This is a genomic window from Fluviicola taffensis DSM 16823, from assembly GCF_000194605.1.
Lineage (GTDB): Bacteria > Bacteroidota > Bacteroidia > Flavobacteriales_D > Crocinitomicaceae > Fluviicola > Fluviicola taffensis.
Window position 1 is genome coordinate 3,695,691 of sequence record NC_015321.1, and the last position, 25,985, is coordinate 3,721,675.

Genomic DNA, 25,985 nt, shown 5'->3' on the forward strand with positions numbered 1-25,985 from the left:
CGACGAGATATGACTCGTTCACGACAGTTTGTATCTCGGATACATTTACAAATATTTGAGCTAGCTCAAAAAATACCATACCTTAACTATTGATTTTGGGGATATCGGGTAAAAGATTCTCGAAATTCTCTCTTGAGGAAAATCACTGATGTTATCGAATTTGTACTATAACTTAAACTTCACTCTTGTATTCAGATTCGAGTAATCTTCGTAGATGTAAATTAAATATTCCTCAGTTGGCCAATTTGCTACGTTCAAGTTCAAATCGTAAGTATGATTTCCTGAGCTTTTGGATGTTGATTTTATTAATGTTTTCAGAACCTGACCTTTCCTATTTTTAACCACAATTGAAATGATCGTGTTTCCGTTTGTATGATAATTGATTTGCCCGGTGACCGTTTCGTGTTTATTGGAAAATAACTGATTTTCGGTTTCTGGCTGAGCGTAAATCACCGTGTACCAAGGAACTTCCAACCCTTTAATTCCTGCTACTGTTCTTCTTAGTAACTCTACGGAATTTGGATTTTTATCAGTTATCGCGCTGATAGCATGATCATTTGATAAACACCACACGGCATCTTGTATCGCTTTGACGGGAAAGTTGTTCTCATCGATAACCTTTGCCAACTTTTGCCAACCTTCCGGAGCCATCGCTCCAATTGAGAATGCCGTTTGCTTTACAGGACTACGATGGTGACTTTTACAGCAAAAACCGTAACCGTTAACCATCAGATTCTCATGAGGTAAAACCAGCACATTCTTATGTTTAACAAGAAAGATATCCTGCATGGTGGTGTCTTCACAATGCAATCTTCTACCTGGCTCAATCCTCGCTAGAACGGTATCTCCCGTAAGATTTTTGATAACGAAGGCTACACATTCTTGTTGATGTCCTCCAAGACTTTTGATAGAAACTTCAAGCTTGCCGCTATTCATCAGCTCTTGAATGGATATAAACTGCGGATTTGATTCTTTTTTAGTGACATTAAATGCGCTGCAAATGCACAGAACAGCAATAAACAATGTAGAGAACAAAAACGTGACCTTTGATGGGAATTTTGGAGCGTATTTCATAAGGTAGAGATTTACAACATAGATAACTTCTGTATCCAAGATTCGTTACATCCTTCTTGGAAAGAACCATCTTCATCCTGTTCCTAGATTCATTGTCATTTTAGAATTCGGCACTCCGAGCTATTGTGTTATTTTAATGAATAAAAAAGTCGTACCGAATTCACAGTACGACTATCTATCTAATGGTATTCAATCTTAATTCATTTTATAATATCTCCCAATCGCCCACAAAGGAAAAACGTTTCGATAAGAAGTATACGTAATCGCACAGTTTCCATTAAAAATCCCGGAAACTCCTTCTTGAGGGAAATCACCAGTTGATTCCTGGCGGGAAAGGATAAACTCGATTCCTTTTTCAATGACAGCTTTATTTGGATGTTTTGCTTTCATTAAAGCAAGAAGTGCCCATGCCGTATTGACTATCTGACCATCTTCGTGTTCAACATATCGGTGTTCTACACAAGATTGAAAAGATTCTCCCCAACTGCCATCAGCACGTTGTTTACTCAATAAGAAATCGCACGCTTTTTGAATCTCTGGCGAAGGTGTCCCGTTTTCGTAATGTTTATGACCAGCGGTTAACAGACCTTCGATACCGAACCAAGTTCCATAGGTGTAACATACTCCCCAACAGCCATACCAGGAGCCATCGGGATCCTGTTTGGATTCCAAAAATTTCGCTCCACGATCGATAGCCCTTTTGATATCTTCTTGGCGATAATCGTGTTCTTTTGTGAATTCCTTTAATCCCTGAATCGTAGCAGAAGAACATTCCGTGTAGGTCGCTTCCGTCATGATATTTTCGAATAACATGGCCGGATTCAAGACTTCAATCCATTTCGGGGCTCTTTGCTTTTCATAGGAAGCCCAACCACCGTCTTTGTTCTGCATCTTTAACAACCAATCAACAGCGGGCTTTAAACGCTCGATATGGACGTGATTTTTCTTTTGGATGTGCTCTCTACTGTTGTACAAGATTGCAGTTTTCATTCCCTCCGACGTACAATCGGTTATCGCCCATCCGTGATCGATGGTAGAAAACGGCCAGCACCCGAGTGTCACATCACCCCAGTATTTGGAATAATCCTTCGCATTGCGTTCAATCTGTGTGCTGTCGATGAAACGATAGATTTTCTCGGCCATTTCTGGAAAATCAGTTTCCATATCAGCTTCAATTAAAGCTTGACCAGCAAATCCGGTATCCCATAACTGCGATCCGTTATAACCACTCATTTTAGCACCGTCTTCAGCAATCCACAGATAATCTTTCCATCGCTTCACGTGACTTTTGAATTGTTCGGAATCTCTTCCGTGATTATGCCAAACACAAATGGAGTTGATGGCCTGATTTACGGGACCAATATTGATATATCGCGTATAAGTATCCTCAAAATCAATATAATCTTCCACATACTTGAGCGCCTTCTTCCGAAATCGGTTCGAGTGGATGCGCTCATATCCATTGATAATGTTACTCAAACGGTAATACCACTTGTTAACTGGATGATAGATATCAATTTCGCAGGCTTCTCGACGTGCTTTTTTCCAATTGATGGAATCGTAATCTGCAGTATAGAGTTCTTTTCTTAGTTCTTGTACCAACGGCGTCAGTTCTGCCTTCACTTTCTTACCGAAGCAATAAGTCATTGGTAAGAAAATCATGCGGTTGTGACACCAGTATTTTCCAGGGTGGAAGGGAACCCATTTTGGGAATTTCCACATTTCAGGTAAAAGGGCGTCATTTCCTTTCCAATCATAGACATTCAGGACAGATAAGTAGAACTTACCCCACTGCGGAACTTTAATAGCGCCACCATGTCTTAAAATCCAGTCTTGTGCCCGTTTCATCTGAGGATTTGAAAGATCTTCTCCCAAAATGCGTAAGGTCACATATTGCATGACGGTTCCGAACATGGTTGAATGTCCTTCAATATGTAATCCCCAACCACCGTCTTCGTTTTGGTGATTCCATAAATTACGCTTGATTAAAACCTGCATCGGTTTTTCAAAAGGTGTTTCGGTAATATAAGACGCTATGACTAATCCGGGAATCAGAAAAAGCGGACCACCGTAGTCACCAGCCCAATTTCCATCGGGTTCCTGCAATGTCTCATAAAATGAAAAACCATTCAATAGGCTGATTCGAGCTCTTTCTTTGAGAGAAAGAGAATCATCTGACGGACTGATCTTTGGTTCACCAACTTGTTTATTACGTGAATAACGCAATACACGGTCAGCGGAATTTGGATTGACTTTCTTGTCAAAGATAAATGCACGATCAAATGCCTCTAAAAAAGCTACTCCTTCCGGTTTATCCCAATCGGATTCTGATTGAATGATTCCTTTTAAATCTTCAGGAAGTTCAAAATCCCAGGATTGTTGTCCGTTTTTTGAAGAAAACTTGCATGTATCCCAAAAATAGGAGGGGGCTTTTTGATCAAAATTCATGGTGAATCAAGTTGTTCTGCTAAGCATGATTTCACCCAATTCAATCAATTTCCGTTTATCTTCTTCAGAAATGCCAGATGACATAACAGCTTCTACTGATTTATCATGTAATTCTTCCATTTTATCCAAAGCAATTTTAGCTACTCCGATTTCTTTAAAAACATCCTGGAATCCACTAATTTTCGCTTCTTCATCTTTTTCATCAAATAGTTTCGCTATACGTGCTTTTTGATCCCCATTGGCATTTTGCATAGCGTTGATTAACAAGAAAGTCTTTTTATTCAGTAAGATATCACCTCCGATTCTTTTTCCAAATGTATCATCACCGAATGTATCCAGGTAGTCATCCATAATTTGGAATGCTAATCCAGTATAAAGGCCAAAATCATATAGTTTTTTCTGATCTTCGATTGAGGCATTACCTAAAATAGCTCCTATCTCACAAGCACATCCAAATAGAACAGATGTTTTCAGACGAATCATATTCATGTATTCTTCCACAGTCACAATTTCCTGCGTTTCGAATTCCATATCATATTGTTGTCCCTCCATCACTTCCTGAGCCATTTTCAGGAAACTTTTCATTAAAACTGCAGACTTTTCTTCAGTTCCTTTGATTAATAAACCCATAGAATGGGGTAACATAGCATCTCCTGTTACAATGGCTTTATCTACTCCGTATTTTTCATGGACAGTAATCGTACCTCTGCGTACCAAAGCTTTATCCATGATATCGTCGTGCACTAGTGTGAAATTATGGAATACTTCAATGGCGATTGCGGCAGACATAGCCGCTTCAGTAGTTACACCAAACCCTTGAGCAGCCATTAACACCATAATAGGGCGCAAACGCTTTCCCTCAAGTGTCATTATATGATAGGTAGAGTCAGCTAAGTTACTGGGAAAACCTTCTAATGCTTCTGTTTCCAAAAATTGGATAATCGCTTTTCTATGGATTTCTAAATCCTGTTTGATTGTTGTTGATATTGTTGTCATAATTTAAAATCTATAGAAGACTTCTAAATCTTCGTCTTTTAATAATTGCTGTGTTTCTTCCCAATTTTGCGTAAATCCGATCATGTATCCACCACCACCAGCTCCACAAATTTTCAAGTAATAATCTTTCTTATCCAAACCTTGCTGAACAATGCTTTGGTATTTTTCTGGAATTAGATAATCCATTTCCTGTAATTGAAATCGTACTATTTTTTCCAGGTTAAGATAAAAATTCTCGGTATCTCCTTTCAAGAAATCAGTAATTCCAGCGTTATTGTATTCAATTAATTCAGTTTCCAATTTTTGCTGAAAGCCTTCTTTTTCGCACGCACTATTAAATTTTTTAATCAGCTTCTCTGAATTTCTAGCCACTCCAGTATTCAACAGAAACAGAACGTTCTTTCCAGTTTCGTTGTAAACAGGAATATCCACCTTTACAATTTCCTTGTTGGCTTTTAATAATAATGGTTTATTGATAATAATACTCAATGGATCAATCCCTGAACTCTTTCCATGAAAATGTCCTTCCAAAGCGCCTAGAGAGCTTTTTAAGCTTTGAATGCGCTCCATTGTTAAATGTTTCAATTCGTCTTTGAAATCACCAGCTTTTTCGAGATAGCGTAAGAATATTGCGGCAACAAGCGCACCAGAGCTTCCCAAGCCAAAACCTTGTGGTATATCACTCCTAAAAAACAATCCTTTGTCTAATTCTCGAGATAGCTCATTCACATTCAATTTGAATGTGTCATCTGGGTGATTTTCTAAAATATGCTTGAAGAATTCTCTGATACCTTTGTTAGATAATACTGCAATGGCACTTTCTTCTACATTTTCAGGGTAACACAGTTTTCCTGAAAATTTACTGAATGGAATTGTCAGAGCCATACCGTTGTGTAAAACACCGTATTCTCCAAATACCAAAATTTTTGAATGAACGCTTTCCATTTGTTAACTATTCATTTTTGTTGGACCACTGCCTTCTTCGTCGAAAATGACTTTCTTATAGGTATCACGTAAACCGTTATTGATAAACTCTTCTACCTGTACTTCATACGCTTTCGGATAAAGAACGTGAACATTCGGACCTGCATCCAGTGTAAAACAAACAGGGACCTTACTTTCCTTACGGAATTCCATCAATTTCTCAATGGCTGTAATTGTTCCGGGTTTTACCAATAAATAATAATCCATAGACGTCATCATCATGGCATGTAATGTCAATGCTTCTGATTCACACATGTGAATAAATGCTTCCATGTCTCCAGCCTTTAGAATCTCCACTAGCTCAGCAGTGCGTTCATTTGCTTGTTTGAAACGATTTTCTGCATAAGGATGATTATTCATTAAGGAGTGACCAACAGAACTGGATACTTTCTTAGGCTCATCTTCGATGATCAAAATGGCATCTTTCATGTTATGAAATACGGGATGTACCTCTTTTATTTCAATCGCATGCTCATTTGATGAGTTTTGGATTTGATCATTGGTTCCCCAAGAAGCAAATCCTGGAAACATACTGCGTGATGCACTTCCACTTCCTAATCGGGCCAAATTACTTGCCTCCATATAAAAAGTTTCATCTTTCTCTTTTCCTTCTATGCCATAAGCGATATCCAAAAGGGCCAAAGAAATTGCGCCAAATGCAGATGCAGATGAAGCAATTCCAGCTGAATGAGGAAAACTATTAGAGGATTGGATTGTAATCGCATTTTCACCTATAAATGGGAAGTATTCACGATTATCAAATAAAAATTTAGCAACTCGTTGACTGAATTGTTCATTTATTTCTCCTTCGAAGTAGTAGGATAACTGAACTGCTTCATCAGATGTCTTTTCTGATAATTCGGCCTCAACTTCTGTAAATGAATTTGACAAAGTCAAACTTAACGAAGAATTACAAGGTATTTGATTCCCTTTTTTTCCCCAGTATTTAACAATAGCAATATTGGACGGGCAGCGCCACGTTACTTTTACTTTATTCATCAGTTCCTTATCTGTTTCCATTTATTTTATGAATTCTTGATACGTAAATAATGTATCATATCCTTTTTCTTCAAAATAGGTTTTTGCCGTTTTTAGATCTCTAACTGTTGCAAGAAAAAAATCTCCTCCCCAGGCGCCAAGCGATTTGATGCTATAGGGATAATCGGCAAATAAACGCTGTTTTAATTGATTAGTTTCTATAATGGAAGAAATTAACTCTTCCGAATGATCCAATTGTTGCTCAAACACCTCAATTTGATCCGTTTGCAAGGCATTTGAGATGATCGTATCCATGGTGTCGACTTGATCTTGAGTAACTTCTTTTTTCTTAAAGCGCTTAATTTCTTCCCGTGAGTTCTGTTTATTCCCCAAATAGATAAACAATAGTTTATTGGTTATCGACTCTGGAAGGTGAACTTCCTTTTTAACTTTTCCATTCGCATAGATAATCGGGCCTTCTGCTGTTGCACAAGCTACATCGTAGCCCGATCCCCCAAAAGACACATCGAGAAGCTTCTTTGTTTCTACACCCGACCATTGGCTCAATAAGCTGATTAGTGTAGAACTTGAACCAAGTCCCCAATTCAATTCGAAATTCGCTTCAGCTTTGAACCTTTGGTTGAAATCAAGCTCAGGTTTTTCTGCTCGAATCACCAGGAATAACTGCTTCAAAGTTTCTGCTACTTCTTCGTTATTGGTATCCAAGATGGTGAAATCGCTGCTCATAGAAGCAGAAAACCAGATTCCGTGTTTCGAATAACTTTCCCAGATGAGTTCATCAGACTTGGTCACTGAAAGTGTTTGCCCGAATTTTAGGGGAAAAGCCAGACAGTCTGATCCATTCAGAACCAAGTATTCGCCAAAAAGCATCAGTTTTCCTGATGCCTTATAGGTCCTTATTGTATTTTCCGGAACTGTCAATCAAGCTAATTGAAGAGATTCAACATACGTACGAACTGCAGATACAGAGACATTTTTGTCTTTGAAGTAAGCTACTACATTATCGCGGTCTTCTTTTTTTACTTCTAATTGATTCATGATATTGAACAAGTGCATTTTCATATGTCCTTGTTGAATTCCTGTTGTTGTCAATGATTTAACCGCGCCAAAATTGTTTGCCAATCCTGCTGCTGCTGCTATTCCCATCAATTCTCTTGCATTGGGGAAATCTAACAATTCATGCGATAGTTTTACCAGAGGATGTAAGTTCGTCAATCCGCCAACCACTCCCAATGCAATTGGTAAAGTTAGCTCAAAACGGAAGATATCATTCTCAATCGTACAATTCGTTAAAGAAGAATAAGACCCATTGATACTTGCATAAGCATGACCGCAGGCTTCAACCGCTCTAAAATCATTTCCTGTTGCTAATACGACCGCATCAACACCATTGTAAATTCCTTTGTTGTGTGTCGTTGCACGATAAGGATCTACTTGTGCAATTCTTACAGCAGTATGGAATTTTTTTGCAAATTCCTTCCCAGAAATACCTGAAACAATTCCATCCAAGTTTTTAACATCCGTTTCTACCCAACATTTCACTACACAATTAGGTGTGAGGTTAGAGAGAATCGACATAATGATTTCCAATCCATCCTTTTTGAAATCTGGTTGGTTTTGGTGCCAGCTTCTAAATAATCCAGCGAATCTCTCTAAGCAGGAGTTTACGAAATTTGCCCCCATTGAATCAATCGTTTCAAAAGTGACAAATAACTGCATCAATCCTGGTTCTTTATCTGAAAGATCTTTTAAAATAATATCCTTAATACCACCACCACGGTTACGCATATTTACAGTAATATCTTCTGAACCGTTCAAGAAAATCTGTTTTAATTCATCAAACCGATTGGTCAGTTTTTCAATATCATCGTGCCATAAGAAATGAACTTGTCCTACTTTTTCTGTATCAACAATTTCTGTATGAAAACCTCCCAATGAATACCAAAATTTCGCGCTATTTGAAGCAGCAGCAACAACCGAACTTTCTTCAATGACCATTGGAACTGCAAATGTCTTTCCATTGATTAAAAAGTTTGGAGCAATACTATAAGGTAAGTGGAAATTTGATATGGTATTTTCACTAAACTCATTAATTACTTCTTGAACAGCAGCCTCGCGGTGGTCAAAACTTTTAAAAGTTTCCATCGTTTTCTCTGGCGATTTAAAAAATTTTGTAATCGCTTCCAACTTCTCCTGCTTGCTCTTTTTTGAGAACCCCTCTATTTGTACCATCTACCTTATTTTTAAAAATTTTTGCGCCATTAGCAATCCTTTTATTTGTATTTCAGCAAATGTATCCAGGGCTTCCTGAGACTCATTTGCATGTTTTAAGAATGGCGCTGCCTGACCATAAATTGCAGGGATATTTGCTTTGGAGGTTAAGTAGTAACCATCTAAAAAGTTTTTTATTCCGCCACTTATAATCACATTATTACACTTACGTTCAGACCCTAGTTCTTGGATTGATTTATTTAAAAAATCGACCATTTCGTAAGCAGAATGCCCTAAAGCAATCACATCTTCATAATGAGCTTTTAATGGCTCGTTACGCAATAACTCTAATTTTGAAAAGTTTGTTCCACCATTTGCTGCAAAGTCGATTGCCAAAATCGGCAATTTCAGTAATTCTCTCATACTTTCAGGACCAAATCCTTGCCCAACTTCCTTCACAATGATGTTTGTGTCAATTTCATTCAACAACTGTTTGATTGTGACAAGCGGAGAGCGTTGAATTAAATCACCTTCTGGCTGTAACCACTCCTGTAATGGATTAACATGCACGATCAAACCATCCGCATCCAGCTTATCTACCAGCGCTTTTAACTTAGAGGTCTGACCTTTATCGATTAATCGCTCAATCTGAGCAATTCCTACGTTGGCGAATAGAGGAGAAGCATCCCCAAGGATTGGACGCAGGTTAAAATCATCGAAATAGGTATTGTCCTCCAAAATAACCCGACAAGAACCCAAGCCCATTCCAAAACCATATTTATTGGCCGTTTTTGCCAACATTTTATTGAGTGGACCAGCAGCAGACGTACCGCCTGTCATACTTGAAATCCAGATTGGATAACGCATCGTTTTCTCTCCGAGTTGAATCGACATGTCCGATTGTTCAGGATGTCCCTCTAACATCGGTTCGTAATAAAAACGACCATCTGATAAAGCACTTTGCGAAGCAAAAGCCAAATCCAAATGATTTTGTTTCCTTAAGTCTGCCGCTTCAAGCGATTCGTGTTCAATTTTTTCCATTAGATCATTGCTGAAACTTCTTCATCTTTTAATATAGGACGAAGAATTCTTGTTGCATTTTTATATAAGCGAATTTGTTTCGCTGGCTTAGTAATAAAATGTATCGGGTGCTGCATCGCCACTTTAAAAAAGTGCTTCAACAGAAATTTTTTGTTTTTGTTTATTCCTGAAAGAATGGAGAGTGGGCCAGTAGCTTGTTCTCCTCCTTTCTGCAAATATTCAAAGCATGCTTCTTTTAATTCATCATTTGTAAATACCTTGTACAAAGCGTTTGCCAAAATGTTGATTGTTTCAACATCTTTTCCTCTGTTGGTATAATATTCATTAACGGCATATTCCAGTTTGGTTTCATTTTGAAAATCAATTCCTGCTAATTGGCCATTCAGACAAAGAATATCTGAAAAAGTTGCTGTCATTCCTCCACCAGTTAAAGGATGTCTCATGTTTAATGAATCCCCCAAAAGTGCAGCACCTTTCATGCGAAATGCCTGACCTTTCATGGAGTGATTTGGCATGACTTTTATAGGTTCTTCGTCGATTGCCTTTAAAAAGGCAGGAATCATTTCTTCAGGTAATATTTTCACCACATCTTCCTTCAATCGCTCGATGGATTCTTTACCCATTTTGGGAGCTTTTCCACCGGGATAATCAATTAAGATCCGATATGCGTTGGTGTGAATGGGGTAAACCAAGATTGGAAAATCACCAGTAACAATCATGTGGCCATAAGAAGGAAATTCTAATTCCAAATCTTTTAGAACCAATCCCATAAAATAGGAAGTTACTTTCTTGTTTACTTTACTCAACTTATCACGTAGTACGGACATTGGTCCATCACAAACAATTGTCAATTTTGAAAACTGTGAAATAGTGGTTCCGTCTTCTTGCACGTAGCTAACACCAATAATGGTGTTATTGTTCTCCAAAATTTGGGAAACATTTCCTTGAACCAAGGTTATATTCTCTCTTTGTTCAAGCTCTTTTCGAATATTTGTCAGAAATTTTCCGTTTCTCAAACCAATTCCCTTTATTCCTTTCTGAACTTCATCATAGTTGATTGTGAAGCGTTCGTTTCCTTTAATCAGATTATAGCCATTGACTTCTTGTGCGTCGATTCCCTCCAATAAATGAGAAAGTCCCAGTTCATTTAAAGCCTGAATTCCTCCAGGTTGCATTAATTCACCGATTATTCTTTCTTGTTCTGAAAGGTCTCGTTCCACTACAAGGATACGTGTGCTAGCAGGTTGAGAAGCAGCAAATACCCCTCCGGCAACTCCAGCACCTATAACGATGATATCAAATTCATGGGTGCTCATTTTTGAATTTCGGCTAATATTGATTTGATTTTACCTGTATGGTCTTTTTTCTCTAAGTTTTTGAGAATAGAGATGAATTCCTTTTTCGTATTGTTGAAGTCCTGAATTGCAATGAAATATTTAGCAGTTTTTCCTTTTCTGATCTTCACATTTTTGTGTAAGACATCTGGATTATTGTACAATTCTTTCAATGTTGCGATAGCCATTAATTGCGGGATTGCGCAAAAACGAAAAACTTTCTGATCGTCTAAGCAGTCTAAAAATTCAAGACAGGCAGGAACATGCCCAAGTGCATTGACTACCACTTCATTCAATGCAGAAAGCCCGCTTTTTTCATCCGCTTGCAACTCGTTTAATGTTCTTGCTTTATTTTTCCAGGATTCCTCTGGCCAGAAAATACGTCCTTGTTCCAAATCCTCTGCAAAATCACGAATGATATTTGTTTTTTGAAGAAACAATCCCATTTCATTACTCAGACTTTTGTCAGAGAGCTTCACACTTGTCTCTAATTTGGAGGCAAGAAACAATTTACTTAAACCAATTCCAACCAATCCGGCAACGTAATAACAGTAATCGTTCCAGTCTTCATAACTTTCAACGGTTTTATGCGCATACTTGTTCATCCCGATTGCCATTTCATTGGTTATCTCAGTAATAACGGCTTTGTATTCCGATCCAAGCTTTTGATATTCACGAATTACTTTGTCAAAATGAAGCATTAAATCTTGATAGTCCTGAGTATCTCCAACATTTTCAAGTGTAAATTCTTCTTTATTGATGCGGTCAGCAAACGTTAGTAGCATGTCTTTCTTGACAGTATTGTCGATATTCATATCATCTTCAATGGTATCAAGGCCTCGCAAAATGAGGTAAAACAAACAAACAGGGTTTTTCAAATCTTCTGGCAATTGCTGAATAACGACAGCAAAGGAACGTGAAACTTTTTTAAGCGCTTCATAGCAATAACTTAAATCATCTGTGGATTTGGATAAATCTTTCAAACGGTACTCTGAAGGCTTGAATTGTTTAAATTCTTTCTTCATTTGAAAAAGATAAACCAACTCAGATACGTGAAAGGAATAATATGCTGCCCTTCTAATCATTATTTTTTCTTCGTTTTGTAGGGCACAAAAATACGTACATTTTATAGAGCTGGCCTAATTTTTTACGTTTAAAAACTAACTTTATAATTCCTTATGCACGCACATTTTTTTTTTAAACAGTTCACTATGAGTACTATTGTTTAAACTTTCAATCAAAAAGTTCGAAAGTTCTCTTGTTTGGATGACTAAACAAGACTCATAAGTTTTGATGGGCTTGTTGTTTTAGTGTTTTTTTGAGATAGTTACAGATATAGAGTTTGTAACAGAATAAACATGTTTGGGCCATGAAAATTTCCTGATGAACTTAAATTAATCATGAAAGGCATCCCACAGGAATGCCTTTCATGATGATTATCGGATTGAAATACTACTTATTGCTTCACAATTTGCAGTGTAGCAGATTTGCCTTCGTTGGTTGCTATCGTAAGTGAATAAACACCACGTGCATGTATAATATGAAGGTTAATCAACTTCATTTCTTCATAATGATATTGCTCAACCATTCTTCCAAGTGCATCACGCAATGTAACAGTGATGCCACGATGAGTTTCACCTAAGTCAATTTTTACAGGGCCCAAAGTAGGGTTGGGGTATGCTTTGAGCTCCGGTCCAAAAGAATTACTTTCCAATCCGACGTTCATGATGCTTATACAAGCGCTGGTGTCTGTACAACCATTAGCTGAAGTAACGATTACGGCATAGTTATCATTCGATTGTGGGGTGTAGCTTTGGGAAGTTGCATCATCAATTGGAGAGAATGAACCGTTGCATTTCACCCATTGATACGTTCCACCAGTTTCCCCTACAGTCATTGTACCATCTATTAGAGTTACAGATATATTAACTGATAGGATTGTTAGATTCAAAGTTACTGTTGAATCACAACCAGCGGCATTTGTTCCTGTCCACGTGTGAGTTCCACTGGAAGTATACGTTGTACCATGCCAAGTATACGTTTCACATGCTGAAATAGAACTACTAGATGTTGTCGGTTGCTTGATTGTTAAGTTCAATGTTACCACTGAATCACAACCAGCAGCATTTGTTCCTGTCCATGTATAAGTTCCACTGGAAGTATACGTTGTACCATGCCATGTATACGTTCCACATGCTGAAACAGAGCTGCTTGATGTTGTTGGCTGCTTGATAGTTAAGTTCAATGTTACCACTGAATCACAACCAGCAGCATTTGTTCCTGTCCAGGTGTGAGTTCCACTGGAAGTATACGTTGTTCCATGCCACGTATACGTTCCACATGCTGAAATAGAACTATTAGATGTTGTCGGCTGCTTGATTGTTAAGTTCAATGTTACTACCGAATCGCAACCAGCGGCATTTGTTCCTGTCCAAGTGTGAGTTCCACTGGAAGTATACGTTGTTCCATGCCACGTATACGTTCCACATGCTGAAATAGAACTATTAGATGTTGTCGGCTGCTTGATTGTTAAGTTCAATGTTACTACCGAATCGCAACCAGCGGCATTTGTTCCTGTCCACGTGTGAGTTCCACTGGAAGTATACGTTGTTCCATGCCACGTATAATTTCCACATGCTGATACAGAGCTATTAGATGTTGTTGCTTGCTTAATAGTTAAGTTCAATGTTACTGTTGAATCACAACCTGCAGTATTTGTTCCTGTCCACGTGTGAGTTCCACTGGAAGTATACGTTGTACCATGCCACGTATACGTTCCACATGCTGAAATAGAACTACTTGATGTTGTTGGCTGCTTGATTGTTAAGTTCAATGTTACCACTGAATCACAACCTGCAGCATTTGTTCCCGTCCAGGTGTATGAACCAGAGGTTGTGTAGGTTGTTCCATGCCACGTATAATTTCCACATGCTGATAGAGAGCTATTAGATGTTGTTGCTTGCTTAATAATTAGATTCAAAGTTACTACCGAATCACAACCTGCAGCATTTGTTCCTGTCCAAGTGTGAGTTCCACTGGAAGTATATGTTGTTCCATGCCAAGTATAATTTCCACATGCTGATAGAGAGCTATTAGATGTTGTTGCTTGCTTAATAGTTAAGTTCAATGTTACTACCGAATCACAACCTGCAGCATTTGTTCCTGTCCAAGTGTGAGTTCCACTGGAAGTATATGTTGTTCCATGCCACGTATACGTTCCACATGCTGATAGAGAACTACTTGATGTTGTTGGCTGCTTGATTGTTAAGTTTAGTGTTTCCGTTACAATACAGCCTGATCCATTGGTGCCAATCCAAGTGTAAGTACCGCTGGTTGAATACGATATTCCATGCCACGTATACGTTCCACATGCTGTAATGAAACTACTTGATGTCGTCGATTGATTAATCGTCAAATTTAACGTTACTACCGAATCACATCCAGTAGCATTTGTTCCTGTCCAGGTATACAAACCGGAAGCTGTATATGTAATCCCGTGCCATGTATAACTATCACACGCATTAGCTGTAGTGGTTGAACTCGTTGTTTGTTTGATCGTAAGATTCAATGTTACCACTGAATCACAGCCTACAGTATTTGTTCCTGTCCAAGTGTATGAACCAGAGGTTGTGTAGGTTGTTCCATGCCAAGTATAATTTCCACATGCTGATAGAGAGCTATTAGATGTTGTTGCTTGCTTAATAGTTAAGTTCAATGTTACTACCGAATCGCAACCTGCAGCATTTGTTCCTGTCCAAGTATGAGTTCCACTGGAAGTATAAGTTGTCCCATGCCATAAATAGCTTGTACAAGCATTCACTGTAGCTATGGAAGTCGTTGGTTGCTTGATGGTCAAGTTCAGTGTTGCAGTAGAGTCGCATCCATTGGCATTCGTGCCAGACCAAGTATATGTACCTGAATTTATATAAGTTGTACCATTCCAGATGTAACTGTTACAAACTGCAAGGATCGTATTGGAAGTTGTTCCAGTGCTTATAGTCAGATTCAAAGTAACAATACTGTCACACCCTGATACATTTAATAAGGTGTCTTTGTAAACTCCAGCAACCGTTAAGGTCATTCCGTTAAAAGAATAGGAACCACCAGGACAAATAGACGCTGTAACCATTGTCTGGTTAATACATGGATCCAACTCGTAAGCACCGATGTCTACTGTTGTATTTTGAATGCGCGTATTACCGTCTAGATCAAGGGTTACACCAGCTGGGATATAGGTATTGTTTCCATGGTTGATAGCAATAGAGTTCGCCGCCACGTGAAAATCATTTGCCGCTGTATCTACAAAGAAAGGAGGGAGGTTGTAATTCGTTGCGCCATTCGGGAAATATTGGATAATCGAGTTGAAGGGCAAGTAAGAAGCTTGTCCAAAGTAATTGTCTGTTGCCTCATTGTAGTAAACAATAGAGTTGTAAAGGCTTTTGGTGGAATTGTTGTATACCCCGGCGCCTTTGTCGTCTGCACTGACGCTGCTGGTAGATTTGTTCTCTGCAACCGTAAGGCTCGACATGGTAGTTGTTGCTGCATTATAGATTCCACCTCCGTAAGCTTTGTTGGGGCTAATTACATGGTTACCCGTAATCAGACAGTTGGAAACGAATCCTGTACCAGTTGTGTAAGCGCCACCTCCGAAAACATCACCTTTGCTTGCCTGTGCAGTATTCAGGGAGATTTTCGTGCGGAAAATGTGTCCTGCGCTGGAAAAGTAGATTCCACCTCCATAAGTTGTAGGAGAATTGGGATTACCCATGTAGGCAGTGTTGTTTGTGATGGTACAGCCATCAATGTGAACCTGATAAGTTGTTGGTGTGGTTTCGATTGAAACACCTCCACCTCTGGTAGCACTTTGGTTGATGTCGGAATAAGCTGCTGAGTATACTTGGTTTTCTGCAAATTCACAGTTCAGGAGTTTGGACGGACCTATTGAAGGTGCTGATGAGAATTCGGAACAGAAACCACCGCCTTTGGTTAATCCCTGAACAGAATAACCAGTATACATTGCATTCGCATTTCCCTGGTTATTGTTATTGTAAAATGAGGAGTTCCGAACATTAAAATAAGTAGTTGTATAGATTCCACCCCCGTAAGCAATTGCATGTTGGTTATTGTATGTTTGAGTATTCTGCACATCGTAATTCATCGTACAATTCAGTACGTTATTATTAAATGTACAATTGTCCACGTCGAGTGTGCTTCCGGTGCAGATTCCCCCTCCATATCCTGCGGCCTGTGCAGCTGAAGTAGTGGTGTTATTGTTAGCGGTAACTGAGATGTTGTTGTTACTGAAGTCAGAACCAGTAATTGTTAAGGGAGCGCTTCCGTTTAATCCAGCTCCTCTTCCAGTGACAGTGTATTTAGTAGAAAGAATGGAGTTGTATGAAAATTCGCAGTTGCTGACTTCAAAGGGCAACGAACCAGAAGTGCCTCCGAGAAAGCCTCCTGCTCCGGAATTCGTTCTGCCTGAATTCAGCGTGTTGTAATTAAATTGAGAGTTTGAGATATAAGCTTTTTTGGTTTGAGTAGTATAGATACCTCCACCCGATGTAGTAATTCCTCCTGTAGCAGAGTTAGTCAGAAACTCACTGTTCGAGATACGCAGGGTATCTCCATAGAAATAAAGCCCACCGCCATTTGCTTCACCATAAGAGGAGTTCGCAGCAATTGCTAGGTTTGAATTATTATTGATTTTTGTTCCAGTTAGTAATAAGGTATTCGCATTTGTTCCACTGCAGTAGAACCCACCTCCGTAAGAATAAGTACCCAGTGATCCGTTCTTTGCAATGGAATTGTTTAGAATTTGAGAATTTGTCACAAACACGTTGGAAACACCAGTGCGGTTCAGACAGATCCCACCTCCGTAAACATCACCATAACCACCTGATGTTACAGAGTTATTCGAAACGATAGTATTCGTAATCTGAACAGAAGCTGAACCACAATAAATCCCGCCACCTCCAAGGAAAGCTGCGCCATTGTAATAAACATTGGCTTCTACCAGCTTATTGTTGCGGACAACTGAATTTGTTAAAGTTAGGGCACCACTACTCTCGATATATAAACCTGCACCTGCACCACCTGTCATTCCTTCTGATAAACAGTTATTGTCTGCAATGATTAAGTTGCTCAACTGAACAGTTCCTCCATTCTGGATGAAAATTCCAGCACCTTTTCCACGTACCACACCGGCACGCGAGTTACCCCCCCACAATCTTAATCCCGTCTATAAAAACAGAAGTCGTGTTTCCGACTAGGTACATAACACGGTAAGCGTTGTCCGAATTGTTACCAACCACACCAATATCTCCTGAAAGAATAGTCTCGTTTGTACGGTTCGCTCCAGAAGTCGCAGGGGTTAAGTCAACTCTTTGGTTGATATTCGTTTCCGTACCTGCGAAATTCCCGTAAAGTTTCACGTTGTCACCCAATACGAAGCTGTTATTCGGGTCATTCATATCGGACGTGTAATAGGTTCCAGAAGCAACCCAGATTTCATCGCCACTGGCAGCAAAGGCAAGGGCCCATTCTAAGCTCGTGTAAGCGTTTGTCCAGGAAGTACCATTGTTAGCACCTATTGCATTTTGTTTAACATATATTCTTGCTGCAAATGAATTTGCACAACTGATTATCAAGCAAAAGATAAGGAATAGTTTAATAAAGGATGAGTGTTTCATCGGGAGGTAATAAGTTTAATTTTAAAAATAAATCGTGCAAAAGTACGATTCTTAATAGAGAAATTGCGATACCAATTTGGGGAGATCTGACTAGAAAATGTTTTCTTTTCTTTCAATATTTATTCTTGTCCGGCTCATACTTGCTCTTGGTTAGGATTTTTCCTATCACTTAGGACAAAAATAAACCTTTCAAAGGGGCAGGTGTCAGTAATATTTGATGAATTAATATTAGATAGGATTTATTTGAGATTCGTCTAGAGACAGAATATATTCGTTTTTTAATTTTCACGATAACTATCAAGATTCAAAACTATTGATCGTATGAACGTGCTGGTCTCTTTTTTTATGAATAAACTTTAATTTAGAAATAATTTTCGGGCACAAAAAAATAAATGAAAAAATCAACAACACGATCAAAATTGTTTAAAAACACAGTGTTTTCGGGGTAATCCACTGCAATGTTTTATTATGTTTGGGAGAATTCGACGGAATTGGATTAGATTAAAACTGTCAAAAATCACTCAAATAATTAATATATAAACATTTATGACTAACAACACTCATTTCATTATTGGCGGAATTGCCGTTTTATACTGTTATGTAAACGGATCAGAATGGAAGATTGACACTGTTCATTGAACACTCTCATCTATTTGAAAAAAGTTTTTAGCTTTGAGTCCAGAATTTGAATAACCACCTTTAAATTCTCTAGTTTATTATTTTATTACATTATTAATTATGAGAATAATCATTTACACATTCAGTATGATTTTAATGCTTTCACTTTCCTTGTCGTGCAAGAAGAAAGCAGCAGATGTTAACCAGAATTATGTTGGTTATTGGTCTGGGTATGATTCTGACAAAGATTACTCCTTATCGATTGAATCGAATAGTAAGGCTGTTTACGAAACGTTTAACGGAGAAGTTTCAGTTTCAGTAAAAGGAAAAGCCAAAATTAATGGAGGAACAATGAAAATCTTTACGAAGAAATTCAGTATTGATCAGGAACCTTTGCAAGATTCCCAAGATCCCTCAAAATTCACCATGGTATTGAACGGAGTGCCTTACGAACGAGAGTTTTAATAAGAGCACTTAATAAGATTAAAAAAAGATCCTGGATGAATTTTTAGCGGTTTCAGGAATCTGTCCAGTAAATTTTGTTGACTTTGGTATATAGATAGGAAGTTTTCAATCGATAAGGACACCAAAAGTCATAACGTTCCAAATAAGATTGAAAATAAACTCATTTTCTGATGAGTATTCAAAATAGTACAAAATGTTCGGAAAAATGAATTAGGATGAACAAGCAATTAATCAGAAATATATTTTGGATCGCATTAGTAGCGGTGTGGAGCTTTTTAGCTGGAGCATATTTTCATCTTGGTTGGGTTCGTGGCCGTTCTATGAGTTATCAAGAAGGATTTGTGATAGGTGGAATAGGCGTTTGGATTGTTTTTGTTGGAATGGGAATTCTTATATATCGATTTGCTAAGAATAATGGAAGTGCAGATCCCGCTAAGCTTTCACTGGGCGTGGTAAGTTTCTTTACAGTTTGTTTTTTACTCATCGCATGGGTGAAGTATGACGACGTAAAAAAGGACAAGTTCATTGAAGAAATCGAGCACGATTTTGTTCTTCATTACCAAGAAAAGGCATTAGAAAAACAACTGAACATTAAAGATTTGTATTGGGAGCTGGATGGAATGTATTCAAGTATTCATTATGATTTACGACGTCATCCACAACTTGAGAAATTAATGCAACTGAAAACTGAAGATGCCTTCTTTGAACAGAATACAGTTATTGCAAAGTTGTGTGTTGATTTTCTAAAAACAAGCAAGAGGTTAGGTTATCCACCTGCTAGTGGGTTGGAGGAATTGTTTGAATAGATAATAGAACACCATACTTTTTCTAAACCGAGGAAAGTGTATCAGCTAAAGATATATCAGTAATTTGAAATTCAAGGCGTTTTATGACAAATAGCCCTTTTTTTAGATTCACACCAAAGCAACAGCACTAACAAAAAACACGAAAATATGTTTATCGAAAAATGGAAAGACACCGCATTTGGAAGTGATTATGGTGCCGACTTTCAAACCTTTTTGGAAAAGATTCCGAAAGCTAAATTAACACTTACAGATATTTATGAACGTTGTGACTTAAAAAAGTACTTTGATCAACCAGAGTTACTAAATCAACGTACAGACAATAATGTGAAACTTGAGAATTCGGATTTTGAGCAGTTTGTTCATTATGAAGATGCTGTAATTGCATTAACGGCAATTGTTACCGAAAGCGAATTGAATGGAAGTGCAGATTTAAGAAATGCTTACGGCTCTAAAACTCTGATTTTTGAAACAACAAAAGAAGAATTAACAACACTAAAAAACGCATTGGAGTATATTCATCGAAATTTCACTAAATTTATTCTGTTTGAAATGCTTGATAATGAAGGACAAATCGAAACACTTTCTGATATTGCAGATAATATAGTACAATTGGAAAGCGTTATTGACAATAAAAAGGTAGTTGAATCATAAAATGAACAATTGAATTCCGCTAATTGTTGACCATTTCTCATTTCTTCTAACTTTTTAAAATAACAACTATGTCACTAAAAAATCTTCTTTTTATTGGGCTAAGTACTTTAATTCTTGCTGGGTTAAGCTCAAATTCTTTTGGTCAAAATTTTCAGTGGGCAAAACAGATAGGTGCTGCTGGTTGGGACGAAGCAACTTCTATAAAAACGGATCAAAATAATGCTGTTTACACAGTAGGTCTTTTTGTTGGAACGGTAGATTTTGATCCTGGAATAGGTGTTTTCAATCTTACTTCTGTTGGAGAAAATGACGTCTTTATTTGCAAATTGGATGCTGCGGGTAATTTTGTCTGGGCGAAACAATATGGAGACAGTGCTTTTATTGACAAAAGTTCTCTTGAAATAGATCTTGTAGGAAATCTCTATATTACTAGTTCGTTTTTAGGTACCGTAGATTTTGATCCTGGAGTAGGAAGTTTTCCTTTAACTTCCCAAGGAATGGATAGAGATGCTTTTGTTCAAAAATTAGATGCAAACGGCAACTTTATTTGGGCAAGACAAATAGGCGGACCATTTGTCCCTACTTATGCAACACCATCTCATAGCAATGCCATGGCAGTTGATGCCAGTGGAAATATATTTCTAACAGGCTATTTTGATGGAACAATAGATTTTGATCCGCATCCAGTTTCTGTTTTCGATATGACTTCTCAATATAATGCGAGTGATATTTTTGTTTGTAAACTAGATACTGACGGCAACTTTGGTTGGGCGAAACAATTTACGGGTACGCAAATGCGAGGTGGAGTTGGTTATGGAATAGCTATAGATGGAAGCGGGAATGTATATTCCACTGGAACTATTGGTGGAACAGTAGATTTTGATCCAAGTCCAAGTACTTTTTATTTGACAACATCAGCTTCTCTTCAAACGGAAATTTATTTGAGTAAATTAGATCCGCTGGGTAATTTCGTTTGGGCAAAAGCAATGGGACCAGGTGAGGGTTCTGCCATTGTATTAGACGGTAATTATAACATTTATTCGAGTGCTTGGGTTCCTTCTGGATATGTACCAGTTATCAATAAGCATGATTCAGCTGGCAATCTGTTATGGGCTAAACAACATGGTGGATTGAACGGAAAATCCATAGCGCTTGACAATATGGGAAATGTATACACTACAGGACTTTGTTTTGGTACAAATGACTTCGATCCAGGATTGGGAGTTTTTAATCTTACAGGAGGAGATTCTGATTCATTCATAAGTAAGTTGGATTCATTGGGTAATTTCGTTTGGGCTGGTCTATTAACAGGAACAAATCAAGTTTGGACCAATTCCATAGCAGTAGACATGAATAATAATATTTATACAGCGGGCTATTTTAATGAAACAGCTGACTTTGATCCTTCTTCTGCGATTTTTAATCTAGTTAGTCCAGCTATAGGTTATGATATTTTTATCCATAAATTAAGTCTAAATAGTGTTTTAGGACTTCATTCAACTAGTTTGAAAGAGGAGGTTCAAGTCTATCCAAACCCAACAAATGACGGAAAATTTGTCGTTCAATTTGAAGATGAACAGAAGGATGTGAACATTGTTCTTAGAAACATACAGGGGCAAATAGTGAATGTGACTAGTATAAGAACAAAAGATCAAGTAGAAATCCAAATGAATGAATTAAGCGGTGTGTATCTATTAGAAATATCTGATCAGAAAAATCAAAAAACTGTTCTAAAAATCATTAAAGAATAAATGCTTCGTATAGAATGAAAATTATAGGTATTGTTTTACTCACGTTTGTCCTTATTTCTTGTGGAAATTCATCAGTAACTAAAGTGAAAAAGATTGCTTCCGTGAATACCGTTTCTCAAGAAATCACTCCAAATCCAATTGTTTCCAGTGAGAAGGTTGTCTCTAAAAATGATTTTGAGATTCTTTTGGTTAATAGTTATCGCTATTGGGAAGGTGAAAACCCAGCAAATAAAATCACAAAAGACTGGTTTGATTTATACAAGCGAGGCGATAAATATTACTTGGGAAAAGCAGATTTTACTATTGAAAAAGGATACGATGAATGCATTGGAGAATCTACTCGAATGGTAACATCAAAAAATAAAACAGTGCTTTTTCTCGAATATTCCGATCTGAAATTGGGAGAAGTAGACGCATTGAAATTGGATAAATCCAAAATCTGGCCCAAAGAAAAAATCACGTTTCAGTATAACAATATCAATTATTCAATACGTGCCGAAGGTGATTTCGTCTCATCGGATAAAATACTATCAGACGAAGGAGAAGAGATTCTTCAAGATGTCAAAAATTACAAGCTCTATATTTCTACAAACAATGATTCAGAAATTTTGTTTTTAGAAGAGGAATCATTCAATGATAGCTTTGTGGAACTCCTTTTTGTAGGAGATATCGATCGAGATGGAAAGCTGGATTTTATTTTTGATGCGAGTAGAGATTACGAAGAGAAGCGAGTGGTTTTGTATCTTTCATCCAAAGCAAAGGAAGGAGGAATTATTCAAAAAGTTTCTGAAATTGCAATCCAATTTGATTGTTAGATTAGAATAATAAACATCCAAATTATGAAGGTTTTTCTAAAAACAGGATTTGTACTGACAACGACTCTTATTCTTTCGTGCAATACACAAACCAATAATGAGAGTCGCAAGAAATTAAGCGACTCATCTATTGGTTCTTCAAATAAACACTCCGAGGACTACTCAAAAGAAGAAAACAAACCTAAAACGACTTCTAGTGAATCGATTACAAGTCTTTATTTTACAGACATTAGTTTATCCATCCATTCATTCATTTCTGAAGAAAGTGAAATAGATTTCAGTCAGGTTCAAGAAAACACCTTGTATATTTATTTAGGGTATGACAGTGATCCGATTGAAAATCAGATCGTTTCAATTACTAAAAATTCGCTAAATAATTTGAAGATAGAACAACGTATTCAAACATCTATCGGAGTTTACATGAAAGACGGTGAGGCTGGATCCTGTTCCTTGGAAGATTGGAAAAATGACTATTCAAAATGGAGAAGTTTAAAGTTAAATTCGTTGAATCAGTTTACTTATTCAGCATATAGCGATAAAGAAGAGCAATTTTTTAACATTCCACTAGAAGAAGTGAAAAACGAATTAATTAAGAGGTGTGGAACCAACACTTTAGGTGAATTAAAATCGGTTCATGAAATGCCTTGCGAAATTTTTGTTTCAAGACTTGACCTGCGTATAACAGGGAAGAGAATTGATACTGGAAAATTGGTTGTACTGAACCTCCATTTTATTCCACCAACAGGATGTTGAGTTGAATGAGTGGTAAAATAACTGAAAATAGTATGAAAATTAGGTTAGAAACGGAACGACTAATTTTAAGAGAATTGGAATACACGGACGAAAACGATTTATTCGAAATGGACTCTGATCCAGAAGTTCATTTGTATATTGAAAATAATCCTGTAAAATCAATAGCGGAAATCACAAAAGTAATCGGAATCCTTAAAAAGCAATATGTGGAAAATGGAATTGCACGTTGGGCTGTAGTTGACAAAACAACAAACGAATGTGTTGGGTGGTCAGGATTAAAGTATTTTAATGAACCTCTAAATGAGCATATCCATTTTTATGAATTGGGTTATCGGTTTAAGAAAAAGCATTGGGGAAAAGGATTTGCTACGGAATCTTCTAGGGCGATATTAGACTATGGATTTGAGCATTTGAATGTAGATTCGATATTTGCGATTACTGATTCAGGAAATCTGAACTCTAAAAAAGTGTTATCCAAACTCGGTTTTGATTTTCAAGAGACATTTGACTATGAAGGCGACCCGACAGATTGGTTTGAATTGAAAAGGATACACTGGGAAAGCAAAAAGTCGAACTGATAAATCAAAAAAAGAAAATATGAATAATCAGACTTCAGAAACCTTTTATCATGGTACAAAAGCGGATCTGAAACACGGAGATTTAATTCAACCTGGTTTCAACTCAAATTACGGCAACAATAAAAAAGCGAAATACATTTATCTCACTGCTACTTTGGATGCAGCTATTTGGGGAGCAGAGCTCGCTTTGGGAGAAGGAATAGGTCGGATTTATATCGTAGAGCCAACTGGTTCCATTGAAGACGATCCCAATTTAACAGACAAAAAATTTCCAGGAAACCCCACGAAATCATACTGTTCTCAATATGCATTTAAGGTAATTGGAGAGGTTTTGGATTGGCAAGGACATGCCCCTGAACAGCTGCAAGCAATGAAAGACAATTTAGAACGATTGAAACAACAAGGAATTGAAGCGATTGAGGATTGAATTTAAATAAGAATAATGTGTTTTAACTATTATTGAATCTTCTTTTAAATGGTAACAGTATGATTATTAATTTTTTAAAAAGCATCGCCATTCTTTTTTTTATAATGATCTTTATTTCGTGCAAAGAAAATAAGAGGCCATTTAAGAGTGTAACATCTTTCTTAGATATTGAGACGAAAAAGATAGAAGTCTATGTTGGTGGAGAAGGAGCAAATACAATTGTCTTCGAATCAGGTTTAGGTGTTGATGGCAAAACTTGGCTGGAATCTGGAATTTTTGATTCATTAGGAAGCGATAATCAGGTTATTGCTTATAATCGTTCTGGCTATCTAAAATCAACAGAAAATAGCGAGAAGAGAGGAATACCTGAGCTAGTAAACGACCTTCACGTTGTAATCACTAAAAAATCAAAAAACGGGAAAGTTGTACTTGTCGGTCACTCATTAGGCGGTGCAATTGCTCGTGCTTATGCAGTTAAGTATCCTGATAAAGTGAAGGCATTATTACTTATCGAACCGACCAACGAAAATTTCAAGCAATACGCCTTAATGTCTCAAGAACACGAAGACATGCTTGTTAAACAATTTACAATTGAAAAACTAAATGGAGCGGCTAATGAATGCTCTCAGCTTATTGAGAACAGGGAATTTTTAAAGAAGCTTTCATCTTTACCAAATATTCCTGTTACAGTAATAACTTCCACGAAAACAGATAGCGAAATGACTCCTGAGAATGTTTCAGATTGGATAAAAGCGCATCATTCCTTAGGAAATGGGGTCACGAAATTTACCCACATAACAACGAATAAATCAGGTCATTTTGTTTATACGGAAGAGCCAAATCTTGTTGTTGAAAATATAAATCGATTGTTGAGGTAGATTTATTGATATGTTTTTTTTAGCAATGAAATTCATTTAAAAATCACCTCACACTCTCTAATTGTTGAAAAATCGGAATCAAAGACTTCCCGGTTTCTGTGAGATTGTACTCAATATGTAAGGGTTTTTCTTTGATCACCACTTTTTCGAGCAATCCAATTTCTTCCAGCTCTTTCAAAGCAACCGATAACGTTTGTTTATTCGAACCAGTTATCTGACGAAGTAAACTACTGAATCGCAATGGGGCATCAACTGCCAGCCGGAAAATCTCAGGTTTCCACTTTCCCGACAACATCTTCAAAAGACCTTGTGCAGGACATGTTTCATTCTCTTCTTGTACTTTTTTTGTAGTCATAAAAAACTGACTTATTGCGCTTGGAGTTTATTTTACGGAACTTTACACAAAAGTAAAACAATTTGCACTTGACAACAGACAACGATGAAATTGACAAAACAAATTTTAGTGG

Annotated in this window: 22 protein-coding genes; 9 read left to right on the top strand and 13 right to left on the bottom strand. The window is 37.4% G+C overall.

From position 1 onward, the window contains the following. Nucleotides 1–165: 165 nt before the first annotated feature. The 12 genes from FLUTA_RS16065 to FLUTA_RS16120 all read right to left on the bottom strand — a co-directional run bounded on the left by FLUTA_RS16065 (nucleotide 166) and on the right by FLUTA_RS16120 (nucleotide 17,776). Nucleotides 166–1,074 carry a hypothetical protein gene (locus FLUTA_RS16065; protein WP_013687953.1) on the bottom strand — a complete coding sequence of 303 codons (909 nt, stop codon included), beginning with the start codon at nucleotides 1,072–1,074 and terminating at the stop codon, nucleotides 166–168. Between the two features lie 195 nt (nucleotides 1,075–1,269). Next, nucleotides 1,270–3,522 carry a terpene cyclase/mutase family protein gene (locus FLUTA_RS16070; RefSeq protein WP_013687954.1) on the bottom strand — a complete coding sequence of 751 codons (2,253 nt, stop codon included), beginning with the start codon at nucleotides 3,520–3,522 and terminating at the stop codon, nucleotides 1,270–1,272. A gap of 6 nt (nucleotides 3,523–3,528) precedes the next feature. Further along, complete coding sequence (locus FLUTA_RS16075; RefSeq protein WP_013687955.1) at nucleotides 3,529–4,518, bottom strand: polyprenyl synthetase family protein; 990 nt, start codon at nucleotides 4,516–4,518, stop codon at nucleotides 3,529–3,531. Nucleotides 4,519–4,521: 3 nt separating this feature from the next. Next, nucleotides 4,522–5,463, bottom strand: coding sequence for a mevalonate kinase family protein (locus tag FLUTA_RS16080; RefSeq protein WP_013687956.1), 942 nt, complete (start codon nucleotides 5,461–5,463; stop codon nucleotides 4,522–4,524). Between the two features lie 3 nt (nucleotides 5,464–5,466). After that, entirely contained in the window at nucleotides 5,467–6,522 is a 1,056-nt protein-coding gene (locus FLUTA_RS16085) for a diphosphomevalonate decarboxylase (RefSeq protein WP_013687957.1), read from the bottom strand. Then, nucleotides 6,523–7,422: a GYDIA family GHMP kinase gene (locus FLUTA_RS16090; RefSeq protein WP_013687958.1), complete on the bottom strand. Its 900-nt coding sequence runs from the start codon at nucleotides 7,420–7,422 to the stop codon at nucleotides 6,523–6,525. It lies immediately after the preceding gene. Further along, a complete protein-coding gene (locus FLUTA_RS16095) occupies nucleotides 7,423–8,733 on the bottom strand; it encodes a hydroxymethylglutaryl-CoA reductase, degradative (RefSeq protein WP_013687959.1) in 1,311 nt (436 codons plus the stop codon). After that, on the bottom strand, nucleotides 8,734–9,753 hold the full coding sequence (locus FLUTA_RS16100; RefSeq protein WP_013687960.1) for a beta/alpha barrel domain-containing protein: 1,020 nt from the start codon (nucleotides 9,751–9,753) through the stop codon (nucleotides 8,734–8,736). It lies immediately after the preceding gene. Next, a complete protein-coding gene (locus FLUTA_RS16105; protein ID WP_013687961.1) occupies nucleotides 9,753–11,069 on the bottom strand; it encodes an FAD-dependent monooxygenase in 1,317 nt (438 codons plus the stop codon). The genes FLUTA_RS16100 and FLUTA_RS16105 overlap by 1 nt, the downstream gene beginning before the upstream one ends. Continuing rightward, a complete protein-coding gene (locus tag FLUTA_RS16110; protein ID WP_013687962.1) occupies nucleotides 11,066–12,172 on the bottom strand; it encodes a squalene synthase in 1,107 nt (368 codons plus the stop codon). Before FLUTA_RS16110 ends, FLUTA_RS16105 begins: the two co-directional genes overlap by 4 nt. Before the next feature lie 371 nt (nucleotides 12,173–12,543). Continuing rightward, nucleotides 12,544–17,286 (bottom strand): T9SS type A sorting domain-containing protein, encoded by a 4,743-nt coding sequence (locus FLUTA_RS16115; protein WP_013687963.1) that lies wholly within the window; start codon nucleotides 17,284–17,286, stop codon nucleotides 12,544–12,546. A 13-nt stretch (nucleotides 17,287–17,299) separates the two neighbouring features. Then, on the bottom strand, nucleotides 17,300–17,776 hold the full coding sequence (locus FLUTA_RS16120) for a hypothetical protein (RefSeq protein WP_013687964.1): 477 nt from the start codon (nucleotides 17,774–17,776) through the stop codon (nucleotides 17,300–17,302). Nucleotides 17,777–18,514: 738 nt separating this feature from the next. Here FLUTA_RS16120 and FLUTA_RS16125 point away from each other — a divergent pair. The 9 genes from FLUTA_RS16125 (at nucleotide 18,515) to FLUTA_RS16165 (ending at nucleotide 25,518) form a co-directional block, all read left to right on the top strand. Continuing rightward, nucleotides 18,515–18,859 (top strand): hypothetical protein, encoded by a 345-nt coding sequence (locus FLUTA_RS16125; RefSeq protein WP_013687966.1) that lies wholly within the window; start codon nucleotides 18,515–18,517, stop codon nucleotides 18,857–18,859. Nucleotides 18,860–19,074: 215 nt separating this feature from the next. After that, a complete protein-coding gene (locus FLUTA_RS16130; protein WP_013687967.1) occupies nucleotides 19,075–19,665 on the top strand; it encodes a hypothetical protein in 591 nt (196 codons plus the stop codon). Between the two features lie 147 nt (nucleotides 19,666–19,812). Continuing rightward, on the top strand, nucleotides 19,813–20,316 hold the full coding sequence (locus FLUTA_RS16135; RefSeq protein WP_013687968.1) for an imm68 putative immunity domain-containing protein: 504 nt from the start codon (nucleotides 19,813–19,815) through the stop codon (nucleotides 20,314–20,316). A 68-nt stretch (nucleotides 20,317–20,384) separates the two neighbouring features. After that, the gene (locus FLUTA_RS16140; RefSeq protein WP_013687969.1) at nucleotides 20,385–22,067 is read left to right on the top strand and encodes an SBBP repeat-containing protein; all 1,683 of its coding nucleotides are present in this window, start codon (nucleotides 20,385–20,387) and stop codon (nucleotides 22,065–22,067) included. A gap of 14 nt (nucleotides 22,068–22,081) precedes the next feature. Then, complete coding sequence (locus tag FLUTA_RS16145) at nucleotides 22,082–22,882, top strand: hypothetical protein (RefSeq protein ID WP_013687970.1); 801 nt, start codon at nucleotides 22,082–22,084, stop codon at nucleotides 22,880–22,882. Between the two features lie 24 nt (nucleotides 22,883–22,906). Then, nucleotides 22,907–23,635, top strand: coding sequence for a hypothetical protein (locus tag FLUTA_RS16150; protein ID WP_013687971.1), 729 nt, complete (start codon nucleotides 22,907–22,909; stop codon nucleotides 23,633–23,635). Between the two features lie 32 nt (nucleotides 23,636–23,667). Further along, nucleotides 23,668–24,213, top strand: a complete 546-nt coding sequence (locus FLUTA_RS16155) for a GNAT family N-acetyltransferase (protein ID WP_013687972.1) — start codon at nucleotides 23,668–23,670, stop codon at nucleotides 24,211–24,213. 19 nt (nucleotides 24,214–24,232) lie between these two features. Beyond that, a complete protein-coding gene (gene arr / locus FLUTA_RS16160; protein ID WP_013687973.1) occupies nucleotides 24,233–24,640 on the top strand; it encodes an NAD(+)--rifampin ADP-ribosyltransferase in 408 nt (135 codons plus the stop codon). Between the two features lie 59 nt (nucleotides 24,641–24,699). Beyond that, nucleotides 24,700–25,518: an alpha/beta fold hydrolase gene (locus tag FLUTA_RS16165; protein ID WP_013687974.1), complete on the top strand. Its 819-nt coding sequence runs from the start codon at nucleotides 24,700–24,702 to the stop codon at nucleotides 25,516–25,518. Between the two features lie 43 nt (nucleotides 25,519–25,561). Here the strand turns inward: FLUTA_RS16165 and FLUTA_RS16170 are convergent, their stop codons facing one another. Beyond that, on the bottom strand, nucleotides 25,562–25,873 hold the full coding sequence (locus FLUTA_RS16170; protein WP_013687975.1) for a winged helix-turn-helix transcriptional regulator: 312 nt from the start codon (nucleotides 25,871–25,873) through the stop codon (nucleotides 25,562–25,564). Nucleotides 25,874–25,985 lie beyond the last annotated feature (112 nt).